The organism is Erythrobacter sp. HI0063 (assembly GCF_001635685.1).
In the GTDB taxonomy this organism is placed as follows: domain Bacteria; phylum Pseudomonadota; class Alphaproteobacteria; order Sphingomonadales; family Sphingomonadaceae; genus Qipengyuania.
Map to the genome: position 1 here is coordinate 1 of NZ_LWFF01000343.1, position 13,788 is coordinate 13,788.

The window sequence follows — 13,788 nt, forward strand, 5'->3', positions numbered from 1 at the left end:
CCGCAGTGCAGGGCACTTTCAAGCTCGGCATCCAGTTCGTGAACTGGGGCAATCTGGGCGACAGCTACATCCACCCCTTCGGCAATTACGGATACGAGGTGGACGGCGTGTCCTTCCACCATCTGTGGCAGCGCAACCGCATGCGCGGGGACAAGCGCCCGATCCAGGTCTTCAACCTCGAAACGATGGCCGCTCATTTCGGCAAGTTCGCGCGCACCGAAGACTATAAGCGCGACGACATGCCGCCGATGAATTACGCCTATCACATCGATGCGGGCGCCTATGCGCGTTTCCTGCGCGCCTATGCCGAAAAGCGCGGCGTCGTACGGCGCGAGGGGCGGGTGGCCGAGGTGCGGCGCGACGGGGAAAGCGGCGATGTCGCGGCTCTGGTGCTGGAAGACGGCAGCACGATCGCAGGCGACCTGTTCGTGGATTGCAGCGGGTTTCGCGGGCTCCTGATCGAACAGGCGCTGGAGACCGGGTACGAGGAATGGACGCATTGGCTGCCCTGCGACCGGGCGGTGGCCTTGCCGTGCAAGCGCGACGACGGATCGCCCCCGCCGCCCTTCACCCGCGCCACCGCACATCGGGCGGGCTGGCAATGGCAGGTCCCGCTGCAGCACCGCAACGGCAACGGCCACGTCTATGCGAGCGCCCATATGGAAGGCGCCGAGGCGCACGATATCCTGGTCGCCAACATGGCGGGCAAGCCGACCGCCGATCCCAATTTCCTGCGCTTCGTCACCGGGCGCCGCCGCAAGTTCTGGAACCACAACGTCGTGGCGCTGGGCCTAGCGGCAGGCTTCATGGAACCGCTCGAATCGACCTCGATCCACCTCATAAACACCGGGATCAACAAGCTGGTCGCGCTGCTGTCGCTGGACGGCATTACCGAAACGCAGCGCAGCGCCTTCAATCGTTTGACCAACAAGGAATACGAGCGAATCCGGGATTTCCTTATCCTGCATTATCACGCCACCGCGCGCGACGATTCCGAATTCTGGAATTACTGCCGCACGATGAGCGTGCCGGACAGCCTGACAGAGAAGATGGAGCTGTTCCGCGCCAACGGCCAGATCTTCCGCGAGGACGATGAATTGTTCACCGAAACCAGCTGGGCGGCGGTGATGATGGGGCAGGGCATCGCGATGGGCGGTCACAATGTGATGGCGCACGGCATCGCCGATCAGGGCGTGGCGAAGGAGGTCGACGGAATCGAACAATCGATCCGCTTCCTCGTCGAGCATATGCCCGGCCATGGCGAATATCTGCAACGCTATTGCCCGGCGCCGCCCGCGTGACGCCCGTTACGGCGATGCTGCCAGCGCGCGATTGCGATGGACTTGCCGGCAAGGTCGCAATACCGCCAATGAAACCGGTTACGCAGGCGTAGAACCTGCGGGATATCAGAAGAGGAAACAGACGATGGCACTTGCCCCCGACATCGCGTCGAGCACCGACCCCACTCCGATCGATACCGACACGCCGCCTGTCGAGGCGCCGGGCCTGCAATATTTCGTCTTCGGCCTGTTCTTCATCTTCGGCGGGATCACCTCGCTCAACGATGTGATCATTCCCAAGCTGAAAGAGCTGTTCACGCTCAACTACACCCAGGCCATGCTGGTGCAGTTCTGCTTCTTCACCGCCTATCTCCTGATCGGCATTCCGGGGGCCAAGCTGGTCAAGCGGCTGGGCTATATGCGCGGTGCGGTGGCGGGGCTCGTCACCATGATGGTGGGGTGTCTGATGTTCATTCCCGCCAGCCAGACCGCGACATACTGGGTGTTTCTGCTGGCGCTGTTCGTGCTCGCAAGCGGCGTTGTGATCGTGCAGGTGGTCGCCAATCCGCTGATCTCGCTGCTCGGCCCGCAAAAGACCGCGCATAGCCGCCTGACCTTTGCGCAGGCGTTCAATTCGCTGGGCACCACGATCTTCCCGCTCGTCGGCTCGGTCGTGATTCTCGGCAGCCTCGCCACCATCACCGCCGATCAATTGTCGGGCGCCGAACTCCAGGCCTACAGGCAAGCGGAGAGCGAGGCGATCTGGCAGGGCTATCTCGGCGTCGCTGTCCTGATCGGGCTCGTCGCGCTGGCCGTGTGGATGTTCCGCAACCGGCTGCAGGGCGAAAAGCACGAAGCGTCCTCGGGCCTTGCCGGTCTCGACCTTCTTAAGCGCAAGCGGTTCGGTTTCGGCGCGCTGTGCATTTTCCTCTATGTCGGGGCCGAGGTCTCGATCGGATCGATCATCATCAACTACCTCGCTCTGGAGCGCGTCCTCGGTCAGCCCGAAAGCGTCATCGGCTGGATGATCGGCCTGTATTGGGGCGGCGCGATGGTGGGCCGGTTTATCGGATCGGCGGTCCTGCGGATTTTCTCGCCGGGCAAGATCCTCGCCTTCAATGCCACCGGCGCGATCCTGCTCATCGTCATCAGCGCCGTCACCAGCGGAACCTTGGCCGGTTACACGCTGCTCGCAGTCGGCCTGATGAATTCGATCATGTTCCCGACCATCTTCTCGCTCGCCTGCGAGAAACTGGGCCCCCGCGCGGCGGACGGATCGGGGATCATCAACGTGGCGATCTTCGGCGGCGCGGTCGTGCCGCTGGCCTTCGGCGCGCTGGCGGATCTTTCGGGCAGCCTTGCCTTCGCGCTGATCCTTCCGGCGATCTGCTACGCGATCATCGCCAGCTTCGGCCTGTTCGCACGGCGACCTGCCTGACCGATACGGTATCCGGGCGGTTTCACGATAATTACGTCCCGCCCGGATCGCCCGATTACCGCACCTTAATCAATTGTCGGTAACGGCCGACATTATGCAAGACTGCACTCTGGCTAGAGCGGAAAAGATAGAGGCTGCCTGGGATGCGTTGACGCAGACCAATCTGTGCGCGCAATTCGGGCTCAATGGTACGATCGTCTGGGCGAACCGCCTCTTTCTCGACGCGATGGGGTATGAACTCGCGGAAATCGCCGGGCGGCACCACAGTCTGTTTTGCAACGAAGACTACGCGGCGTCCGAAGACTATCGCGCCTTCTGGCGAAACCTTGCCGATGGCAAGCCCGATCAGGGGACGTATCGCCGTACGGCCAGGGATGGTTCGATCGTCCGCCTGCGCGCGAATTACAATCCGGTTCGCAGTACCGATGGCACGGTGACCGGTGTGCTGAAAATCGCCACCGACATAACGGCAGAGACGCTCCGCCAATCGCATTTCCAGGCCCTTTCGGACGCTGTGCGCCACTCGCATGCGGTCGTCGAATTCGGTCTCGATGGCGAGATACTGGAAGCCAATGCGATCTTTCTGGACCTGTTCGGCTATCGCCATGACCAGCTGATCGGCCGGCATCACCGGATGCTATGCACGGCGGGTCATTCGCAGAGCGAGGATTATCGCCGGTTCTGGGATCGGTTGAGGGGTGGAAACCATGCTTCGGGGCGGTTCTGCCGCGTCGATCGCAGCGGTCGGGAGATCTGGATCCAGGCGACCTATAATCCGGTGATGGACCTGGAGGGCAAGCCTTTTCGCGTCGTGAAGCTCGCCACCGATATCACGCGCGAGGTCGAGCTGGAAAACGCCGCCCACTCCCAGCTCGCCGACAGCGAATCACTGCGCGAAAAACTCGGGGACCGGAGCGCGGAGCTTGAACGGATGCTGGGCGAGGTCCAGCGCATCGTCACCACGATTTCCGGCATCGCCACCCAGACCCAGATGCTGGCCCTCAACGCCACGATCGAAGCGGCGCGGGCGGGCGATCACGGTGCGGGTTTCTCGGTCGTCGCGCGCGAAGTGAAAGAATTGGCGAACGCGGCGCGCCGCTCGACCGATCAGGCGGAGCAGATGCTGAAGACCCGCGCCGCCTGAAAAGCCTTACGGGTGCGGCGCGAGCCCGATTTCGACTCCGGTCTTGTCCGTCAATGCGAACTTGTCGACCAGATCGGCGCTGGCCCGATTGAGGCCGACGACCTGAACGCTGCGGCCGTTGCGGCGCATCCGTTCCACCACCTTGTCGAGCGCGCCGACCGCGCTGATGTCCCAGAAATGCGCTTTCGACACGTCGATCACAACATGGTCGGCGGGATCGTCCTGCGTGCTTTCCGGGCCGAGTGCCGCCTCGAACCGTTCCACGCTGGCGTAGAAGATCTGGCCCTTGGCGGTGTAGGTCGCGATGTCGCCTTCCGGTCCGCTGGTTCGGGTCCGCACGACTTCGAACAGGGTCATCACCTTCTGGGTGAAGAAGGCGCCCGACAACAGCACGCCCGCCGCCACGCCGAGGGCGAGGTTATGCGTCGCCACGACCACGCCGACCGTCGTCAGCATGACGATGCTCGACTGCCAGGGATGCTTGGCGAGGTTGGGAATCGAATTCCAGCTGAAGGTTCCGATCGAGACCATGATCATGATCGCCACCAGCGCAGGCATCGGCACCTGGCCGACCAGACCGCCGAGCAGGAACAGCATGATGAGAAGCGAAAGACCGGCGACGAAGGTGGACAGGCGCCCGCGCCCGCCGCTCGTCACATTGATGACCGACTGGCCGATCATCGCGCAGCCGCCCATGCCACCGAACAGGGCGGCGACCACATTGGCCACGCCTTGCCCTGCGCTTTCGCGGCGCTTGTTCGATCCGGTATGCGTCATGTCATCGACGATCTGGGCGGTCAGCAGCGATTCGAGGAGGCCGACCGCCGCCATCGTCAGCGAATAGGGCGCGATGATCTGAAACGTTTCCCAGGTCAGCGGCACATCGGGGAGGACGAAATAGGGCAGGCCTTCGGGCAGCTCGCCCATATCGGCCACCGTGTTGACCGGCGTGTCCAGCCAGATGGCCAAGGCGGTCAGCACCACGATCGCGACCAGCGGGCTGGGGATGGCGGTAGTGAGGCGCGGGAAGAGGTAGATGATCGCCAATGCGGCGGCGACCATGATCCAGGCCTCCATGCCGACGCCGGGATTGCCGGGGAGCAGTTGCGGCAATTGCGCCATGAAGATCAGGATCGCGAGCGCGTTGACGAAGCCGGTGATGACGCTGCGGCTGACGAACTGCATCAACAGGTCAAGCCGCAGCAGCGCGGCGATGCCCTGGAACACGCCCATCAGGATCGTCGCGGCGAAGAGATATTCGACTCCGTATTCCCGCACCAGCGGGATCACCACCACGGCCACCGCCGCGGTCGCCGCGCTGATCATGCCGGGCCGCCCGCCGGTAAACGCGATCACCATCGCGATCGCGACCGAAGCATAAAGTCCAACGCGCGGATCGACGCCCGCAATGATCGAGAAGCCGATCGCTTCGGGAATAAGCGCCAGCGCCACGACGATCCCGGCAAGGATGTCGGCGCGGATGTTCGAAAGCCAGTCGCGCTTGATTGCGCTGGTGTTGAGCATGGTCTGTCCGTGGGTCTGGGCCGCGGCGAAAACGCGCGGCAAGAATGAGCGGCCCCTATGGCCGATGCTGCATTGCAACACAACCCGATGCGCGGCGGATGCGAGGCCGTTGCAACCCCGATGCATGCCGTTTGCCGATAATCGTCTGACCTTGGCAGATAGGTGCGGCCCCACGGTTGCTCTCGCGCGGCTGGCCGCTACGGTCCGTGCCCATGAACCAATGGGGAAGGGGTTTTCCAATCATGTATCGTACCATCCTTGCCGCAGGCGCCGCCGCCATCGCGCTCGCCACCGGTGCAACGGCACCGGTGCTGGCGCAGGAAGCAACGCTGTCCGCGCCGGAAATCGCCTTCACCGAATGGACGCTCGACAACGGTCTGCGCGTCATCGCGCTGCCGGACGACAGCACCGGGCAGGTCACCACCTCGCTCTGGTACGAAGTCGGATCGAAGCATGATCCCGAAGGCCGCAGCGGCTTCGCCCACCTCTTCGAACACATTCTCAGCCGCAAGACCGAGAACATGTTCTACAACCAGATATACGGCCTCACCGCCGATGTCGGCGGCACGCGCAACGCTTCGACCGGGGCCGATCGCACCAATTATTACGAGACCGTTCCGGCAGCCTATCTCGAAACCATGCTGTGGACGCACCGCGAACGCATGTTCAAGCCGGTGGTCGACCAGGAAGTTTTCGACCGCGAGCGCGACGTGGTGAAGGAGGAATTGCGCCAGCGCGTCCTCGCGCCGCCCTATGGCCGGTTCCAGCGCTTCGTGATCGCGGAAAACGCCTATGACGTTCTGCCCCAGCGGCGTCCGGGGATCGGTTCGATCGAGGATCTGGACAGCGCCACGCTCGACGATGCGCGCGCCTTCCACCAGGCCTATTACGGTCCGGACACCGCGACGCTGATCGTGGCGGGCAATTTCGATATGAACAATCTGCGCGCGCTGGTGGACGACTATTTCGCCGACATTCCGCGCCGCGCCGATCCGGTCGATCTGACGATTTCCGCACGCGAGCCCCAGCGCACCCAGCCGCGCAGCTTCGTCGCCACCGCGCCCAACGTGCCTCTGCCGGTCGCGGGCACCTTGTGGAAGGCGCCCGGCTCGGGCGAGGCGGACAGCGCCGCGCTCGACGTTCTGGCCGCCGTGATGGCGCGCGGACAGAACAGCCGCCTCTACGATGCGCTGGTGCGCAGCGGCCAGGCGGTCGATGCGTCCTTCTTCTATTCCGAAAGCGAGGAGGGCGGCTTCCTCGCCAGCTTCGCGATCACCAATCCGCAGGCCGACGTCGATGCGGTGGAAGCCGTGCTGGAAGCCGAACTCGATCGTGTCCGGTCCGAACCGATCACCGCCGCCGAATTGGCCGAAGCGAAGAGCGAGCTGTTCTCCGATTCACTTCGCCGCCGCGAAACGGCGCGCGGGCGGGCATTCGAACTGGGCGAAGCGCTGGTATCGACCGGCAATCCCCGCGCCGCCGACGCGCGGCTGGAAGCGATCGGGCGCGTGACCGTAGAAGACGTCCAGCGCGTTGCGGCGAAATGGCTCGACCCGCAGGCGCGCGTCGATATGCGCTATGTCGCGGGCGAGGAAAATCCGGCAGCCTATGCCAATCCGGTGCCGATGCCGACCTTCCGCAGCCTGCCCGCCGCGACGGGCGAGCCGTTGTCGGTTCTCCCCGAAGGCCAGAGGCAGGACCCTCCCGGCCCCGGTACTGTGCCGAGCGTCGAGCGCCCAGCAATCGTCGAGCGCGATCTGGCGAACGGCGTCTCGGTCGTCGCGGCGCAGACGGGCGATGTGCCGATCGCGACGATGACAGTGCTCGTCCCCGGCGGATCGATCAGCGATCCGCGCATGAAGGCGGGCCTTGCCAATATGGCGGCCAGCATCGCCGATCAGGGCACGGCGGAGATGAGCGCGCAGGAGATCGCGCAGAAGCTCGAATCATTGGGCGCCAGCTTCGGCGCGACGGCGGGGTCGGAAGGATCGTTCTTCAGCCTGACCGCGCCGGTCGCCAATATGGCGGCGGCGGGCGAGGTTCTCGCCTCAGTGATCAAGGGCGCGACCTATCCCGAGGATGCGTTCGAACGCGAGCGCAAGCGGGCGATCGATGGGCTGGCGGTCAGTCTGAAGGATCCGGGCGCGCTCGCCAGCATGGTCGCGCGGCCCGTCCTCTATGGCGATGCACCGTACGGGACGCTGCCGGGCGGGACGCAGGCAAGCCTCGCTTCGCTGACGCGCGAGGATCTGGTCCGGCACCGCGAGACCTATTGGCATCCCGCCCGCACCAAGGTGATCGTCAGCGGTGGGATCGCGCCGGAGCAGGCTGTCGCTCTCACCAACGCGCTGTTCGGGGACTGGCAGGTGGCCAGCGCGCCGCCGGCCGAAATCGCTGAGCCGACCGGCGCGGGCGAGCCCGTCCGCACGATCGTGATCGACATGCCCGATGCGGGGCAGGCGGCGGTCTATGCCGGGATGCGCGCGCCCTCGCGCACCGATAGCGACTATTACGCTCTCGAAATCGCGAATGCGATTCTGGGCGGCGGATCGAGCGGGCGCCTCTTCGAAGAGGTCCGGACCAAGCGTTCGATCAGCTATGGCGCGGGCAGCGGGCTCATCACCGATCGGCTGGTGGCGTCTTCCCAGACTCAGAATTCGACCGCGGACGAGGTGGTGCAGGTCTTTCTCGACGAATTCGACCGGCTGGGTAACGAAGCGGTGGCCGACGATCTGTTGAATCGCCGTCGGCTCTATCTGGGCGGCAATTATGCGCGCAGCCTGGAAACGTCGGGCGGGTTCAACGCTATCGTCGCCAATCTGATGCTGGACGGCCTCGAGCCTGCCGAAGCGGCGCGCTATGCCGAACGCCTGCAGGCGGTGTCGCCGGAAGCGGCGGCCAAGGCGGCGGGCGATTATATCACCGCCGATGGCGCGACCATTATCGTGGTCGGGAATGCGAGCGAATTTCTCGACGATCTGCGCGCGATCCGGCCCGATGTCGAAGTGATCCCGGCGGCCTCGCTCGACCTGTCGAGCGCGGATATGGGACTGGAGTGATCCTTTAGAAAGGGGAGGGGGCCTCAGGCCTCCTCCTGCTCCCCCGCCTGACGCGCCCACATTTCGGCGTAGAGGCCATCCGCGCGCAGGAGTTCGGAATGCGTGCCGCGCTCGGCAAGGCGGCCGTGCTCCAGCACCAGGATCGCATCGGCATCGGCAATGGTCGACAGGCGGTGCGCTATCGCCAGCGTGGTGCGATGTTCCGATACGCGGTCCAGCGTCGCCAGAATGCCCTGCTCGGTCCGCGAATCGAGCGCGCTCGTCGCTTCGTCCAATAGAAGGATCGGCGGATCTTTAAGGAGCGTGCGTGCGATGGCGACGCGCTGCTTCTCGCCGCCCGACAGTTTCAAGCCGCGCTCGCCCACTTCGGTATCGAATCCTTCGGGGAGGGATTGGATGAAGGGCAGGATCGCGGCATCGCGTGCTGCCTGCTCGACTTCGTCGGCGCTCGCGCCCTCGCGACCATAGGCGATGTTGTAGCCCACCGTGTCGTTGAACAGCACGCTGTCTTGCGGGACGATGCCGATCGCGGCGCGCAGGCTCTTCTGCCGGACCTCGGAAATATCCTGCCCGTCGATCAGGATGCGTCCGCTCCAGGGATCGTAGAAACGGAACAGCAGCCGCGCGATCGTGCTCTTGCCTGCGCCCGATGGCCCAACGATGGCGGTGTGGCTGCCTGCCGGGACCTCGAAGCTCAGATCGTGGAGGATCGTGCGTTCGGGCTCGTAGCCGAAGCGGACATTCTCGAAAGCGAGCGTCGGGCGGCGCACCACCAGCGCGGGCGCGCCGGGTCTGTCCGCAACCTCGACTGCCGTGTCCATCAGATTGAACATCTGCGCCATGTCGACCATGCCCTGCCGGATCGTGCGATAGACGAAGCCGAGCAGATCGAGCGGGCGGAATAACTGCATCAGATAGGTGTTCACGAAAACGAGATCGCCGACTGTCAGGTTGCCCCGGCTCCACCCCCACACGGTATAGGCCATCGCGCCCGCCATCAGCAGGTTGGTGATCAGCGCCTGCGCGATATTGAGCATGCCGAGCGAAGCGTCGGACTTGATAGCCGCTTCGGAATAGGCGCGGGCCGACTGGGCGTAGCGTTCTTCCTCGCGGTGTTCGGCGCCGAAATATTTGACCGTCTCGTAATTCAGCAGCGAATCCACCGCGCGCGACAGGGCTGTGCCGTCGAGATCGTTCATCTCGCGCCGCAGATGCGTACGCCATTCGGTGATGCGCTGTGTGACGACGATATAGGCGACCACTGTCAGCGCCGTTGCCGCCACGAGCCCCCAGCCGAAATTGAGATAGAAGATGACGCCCACGGCAACCAATTCGATGATTGTCGGCGCGATGTTGAAGAGCAGGAAATAGAGCATGGAATCGATGCTCTTCGTCCCGCGCTCGATGATCTTGGTAACCTCGCCCGTGCGGCGCGACAGGTGGAAGCGTAGCGACAGGCTGTGGAGCCGGCGGAACACGTCTTCGGCCAGATGCCGCGTCGCCTCCTGGCCCACGCGTTCGAACACGATGTTCCTGAGATTGTCGAAGGCCGTGCCCGCAAAGCGCCCCAGCCCGTAGGCAAGCACCAGCGCCATGGCGAGCATTGCGGCCTCGCCTACCTCGCCCGTCATCGCATCGACCGCACGCTTGTAAGCGAAGGGTAGGGCCAGCGTGACCGCCTTGGTCAGCAGGACCAAGACAAGGGCGATGACGATCCGGCGCCGCAGACCCGAATTCTCGCTCGGCCACAGATAGGGCAGGAACCGCTTGAGGACCGCCCAGCTTTCGGCGTCGATCGGTTTTGAATTTACGGCAGTATCAGGAGGCACGGAAAGCAACATGGGAAGCGTGGACACATCCGGCAATGCGCAAGGCAGGAACCTGCGGACTGTCGGGGGATTGGCAGCCGGAAAGCCTTTTCTAATCTTGCCGCCCTACACCGTCGCTGCAACGGCCCTGCGCCGGTAGCGGAACACCAGAGCACTCATGCAGACAGCAATTATCGTCCTGGCGCATAATGAAGAGCGGCGTATCGCCGCCTGCCTCGCCAGCCTGCCTCTGGACGATGCCGGTGTCGGCGTGACGGTGGTGGTCAATGGCAGCAGCGATCGGACCGCCGCAATCGTGCGCGATCATGCGGAGCGGGGCGTCCGGCTGGTCGAATACGAACAAGGCGGCAAGGCGCGCAGCTGGAACCGCTTCGTTCTCGGCGAGGCGCCCGAGGCCGATATGTACGTCTTCGTCGATGGCGATGCAGTTTTGGCGCCCGGATCGGTCGTAGCGCTCGGCCAATGCCTGACGCGCAATCCCGAAGCCAACGCCGCCGCCGCACTGCCGCTCAATGGGAGGAGCAAGGCATTCTATCAGCGGTCCATGCGAGCAGAGCAGGGCCTGTTCGGCGATTGTTATGCGTTGAGCGGCGCTTTCGTGCGATCCCTTCGAGACAGCGGCGTGCGCCTGCCGGACGATCTCATCGGCGACGATTCGCTCATCAACGCGCTTGCCAACACCGATATCGGCGCCGATCGCGATTTTCGCTGGGGCGCGGTCGTCCAGTGCCTGGGTGCGGGCTTCTATTGCGAGCCCAATCCGATCACGCCCAAAGGTTTGCGGCGGCAGGCCGGGCGCATGGAGAATTACGCCTTGCGCCATTTCCAGAACCGGATCCTCAGCGACATCATGCGGAACGAAGGCGCGCGCATGATCCCGACGCGGCTGGCAAGCGTCTACAGTCTCTACCTCGATCGCCTGCGCCCGCGGCTCAACCCGATGTGGTTTGGATTCGATCGCCGGGCTCTGGCACGGATAAGGGCCGCCGCCTGATCAGTGCCAGGCTTTCATCGACCAGCGCGCGCCAGCCGAACCACATCACTGCGGCGTAGGTTGCCGCACCGGCCGTTGCGAAGGCGATCAGGCGGAGGAATGCGGGCCAGTCGGGCAGAATCATCCGCAAGCCCGTCACTGCGAGAGCCATGGCAAGGCATCCCACCGCCGCCGGAAAGATCGCCCGCAGGAATTGCATCGCGCCCACGCCCACGATGGGGAGGGTCATGACCAGCGTGGCGATCAGCAATGTCGGCGCTGCTACCCACCAGGCCTGAACCAGCCCGAACGGCCCGCTCGCGATCCCGACGAGGAAGCAGGCCGGGAAAACCACCGCTCCGATCAATCCGCTATAGACGGAGATGCGCGCATGGCCGGTCGCGTTGGTGGCGGGCGCGCACACGATCTGCAGCGCCATGGCGGGCATGACGACCGCAAGCCCTGCCACGATCGGTGCCATGGGCAGCCATTTCTCGCCGAAGACGGTCCCGATCGCTTCGGGCGCGGTCAAGGCAAGCCCGATATAGATGGGGGCCGTGACCAGAGCGACGGCGCGCAGCGTGCGCACGAAATAATCCCCCAGCGGTCGGCCCTGCTTGTGCATTTCCGCATAGACGGGAAAGGCCACGTCGTTGAGCGGGGGCAGGAAACGCCCGGTCACGATCAGGGTGAGGAACAGGGCTTCGGAGTAGAGGCCCAGATCGTAGGGCTCGAAGACGCGACCTGCGATGAAGATGTCGCTCTGGCTCTGGACGATCCACAACAGCTGGACCACCGTCATCGCACCGCCATAGCTCACCATCGCACCCGCGCCGCGGAAATCGAACACTGGCCAGACCAGCAGGCGCGAGGTCGCGGTCAGCACTATGGCCCGCGCGGAAAAAGCGAGGATCGGCGCGTAGACCAACGCCCAGACACCGAAATCCATCCAGGCCAGCGTCAGCGCGCTGACCGCCCCGGTGACGGCGCCCGCCATATTGGCCACTCCCTGCGAGCGGAAGGCGATCTCGCGCGACAGCAGGGCGCTGGGCAAAGCGATGAAGGGCGTGGTCAGGAACAGGACCGCCTGGACGCGGAGCATGTCGGCCACGATCGGCTCGCCATAATAGTCTGCCGCGAGGGGGGCGATCAGGAACTGCGCCACCGCAAGCGTTCCGTTGAGAAGCAGGAGGAGCGCGAAGACCTGTCCGACCTTCCGGCGATCGATTTCCGCTTCCTGCACCAGCGAATTGGCAAAGCCCCACCCGTTCATGAAGGCGAGGGCGGCCAGCACCACCTGGCTCATCGCGAAAAGACCGTAATCGCTCGGTTCGAGCAGGCGCACCACCATAAGGGTGGAAACCCAGGTGATGACCTGCGCTGCGATCTGGCTGCCGTAACGCCAGGCCAGCGCATGGCGGACACGGCCACCGAAGCCGCCTGCATCGTCGTCCGTATATAGACTCCCGTGCGCGCGCGTAGGCGGCGGGCTGTCCGCTTCGTCTTGCGGCGACTGCGACCTGGGATCCGGACCATTCATGGACCTGAGGGGTAAAGCCGAATCGTTACCAAGGCGAGGTGGGGATTCGCGAATCGCCGAATCTTAGCGGGAGATTCGGGCCGCAAATCGGGAATCATCCGATTCTATGGCTTCAGCGGCACCCGATTCACCGATTCACCCGTTCTGAGCCGACCCGATTCACCGAAAAATGGCCGTGAATCGGACCCCGGAATGTCGTTTTTGGCCGGATTCGCTGCCGGGCTCCATTCTGAAGGCCTAATCGATCCGAAAAAATTGGCCCGAAAAACGGGAGAATTCAGCCATTTTTCGACCTAGACGAAACAAAATTGCAAAAAGCCGTTGACCGAATCCCGAACCCCCCCTAGATGGACCTCACCGACGCGGCGCTGGCGGCTTCCACCGCCCACCGCAACGGTCGCCAACATCGAGAGACAGCCGGTCCCCCCGGTGAAAACTGGGGGAACGAAAGCTGTCCCTCATTACATTGTTGAGCGGCTCTTTGACATCGTTGGTTTTTGATGAAGGGACATGTGGGCGACGGCGCCTGGTCCGGGGATTTTAAGGCTCCGGATACCAGTAACCAAGCCGATTGCCACATCCTTCCAGTGCTCCACGCATTGGATGTGATGATGCATGTTCATTCGTATCCATTACGTTTGACAGTGCAGGTATCGGCTCCTTGAAGCTCTTGCTTGTTCGGTTAGCGGCTTAACCGCCGTACCTTACAGGTAAGTGACACAAACTTGAGAGTTTGATCCTGGCTCAGAACGAACGCTGGCGGCATGCCTAACACATGCAAGTCGAACGAGACCTTCGGGTCTAGTGGCGCACGGGTGCGTAACGCGTGGGAACCTGCCCTTAGGTTCGGAATAACAGTTAGAAATGACTGCTAATACCGGATAATGTCTTCGGACCAAAGATTTATCGCCTTTGGATGGGCCCGCGTTGGATTAGATAGTTGGTGGGGTAATGGCCTACCAAGTCGACGATCCATAGCTGGTCTGAGAGGATGATCAGCC

General features: G+C 63.7%; 8 protein-coding genes and 1 rRNA gene. 6 read left to right on the top strand and 3 right to left on the bottom strand.

Translation table 11 applies throughout. From position 1 onward, the window contains the following. The 3 genes from A3736_RS15310 to A3736_RS18100 all read left to right on the top strand — a co-directional run. Positions 1 to 1,301, top strand: a 1,301-nt coding sequence (locus A3736_RS15310) for a tryptophan halogenase family protein (protein WP_067684726.1), incomplete at its 5' end; no start/stop codon positions are given. 124 nt (positions 1,302 to 1,425) lie between these two features. After that, positions 1,426 to 2,718, top strand: a complete 1,293-nt coding sequence (locus A3736_RS15315; RefSeq protein ID WP_067684728.1) for a sugar MFS transporter — start codon at positions 1,426 to 1,428, stop codon at positions 2,716 to 2,718. A 94-nt stretch (positions 2,719 to 2,812) separates the two neighbouring features. Then, a complete protein-coding gene (locus A3736_RS18100; RefSeq protein WP_082851543.1) occupies positions 2,813 to 3,862 on the top strand; it encodes a PAS domain-containing methyl-accepting chemotaxis protein in 1,050 nt (349 codons plus the stop codon). Between the two features lie 6 nt (positions 3,863 to 3,868). Here the strand turns inward: A3736_RS18100 and A3736_RS15325 are convergent, their stop codons facing one another. After that, complete coding sequence (locus A3736_RS15325) at positions 3,869 to 5,386, bottom strand: SulP family inorganic anion transporter (protein ID WP_067684737.1); 1,518 nt, start codon at positions 5,384 to 5,386, stop codon at positions 3,869 to 3,871. 242 nt (positions 5,387 to 5,628) lie between these two features. On the opposite strand from A3736_RS15325, the gene A3736_RS15330 reads away from it, so the two are divergent. Beyond that, on the top strand, positions 5,629 to 8,445 hold the full coding sequence (locus A3736_RS15330) for a pitrilysin family protein (protein ID WP_067684732.1): 2,817 nt from the start codon (positions 5,629 to 5,631) through the stop codon (positions 8,443 to 8,445). 23 nt (positions 8,446 to 8,468) lie between these two features. On the opposite strand, the gene A3736_RS15335 is transcribed toward A3736_RS15330, so the two are convergent. Beyond that, the gene (locus A3736_RS15335; protein WP_067684738.1) at positions 8,469 to 10,274 is read right to left on the bottom strand and encodes an ABC transporter ATP-binding protein/permease; all 1,806 of its coding nucleotides are present in this window, start codon (positions 10,272 to 10,274) and stop codon (positions 8,469 to 8,471) included. A gap of 157 nt (positions 10,275 to 10,431) precedes the next feature. On the opposite strand from A3736_RS15335, the gene A3736_RS15340 reads away from it, so the two are divergent. Further along, positions 10,432 to 11,268 carry a glycosyltransferase gene (locus A3736_RS15340; protein WP_067684734.1) on the top strand — a complete coding sequence of 279 codons (837 nt, stop codon included), beginning with the start codon at positions 10,432 to 10,434 and terminating at the stop codon, positions 11,266 to 11,268. On the opposite strand, the gene A3736_RS15345 is transcribed toward A3736_RS15340, so the two are convergent. Then, a complete protein-coding gene (locus tag A3736_RS15345; protein ID WP_082851544.1) occupies positions 11,207 to 12,787 on the bottom strand; it encodes a lipopolysaccharide biosynthesis protein in 1,581 nt (526 codons plus the stop codon). The genes A3736_RS15340 and A3736_RS15345 overlap by 62 nt on opposite strands. Positions 12,788 to 13,508: 721 nt before the next feature. Between A3736_RS15345 and A3736_RS15350 the strand changes: the two genes are divergently transcribed. Continuing rightward, positions 13,509 to 13,788 (top strand): 16S ribosomal RNA (locus A3736_RS15350); the annotation flags it as partial.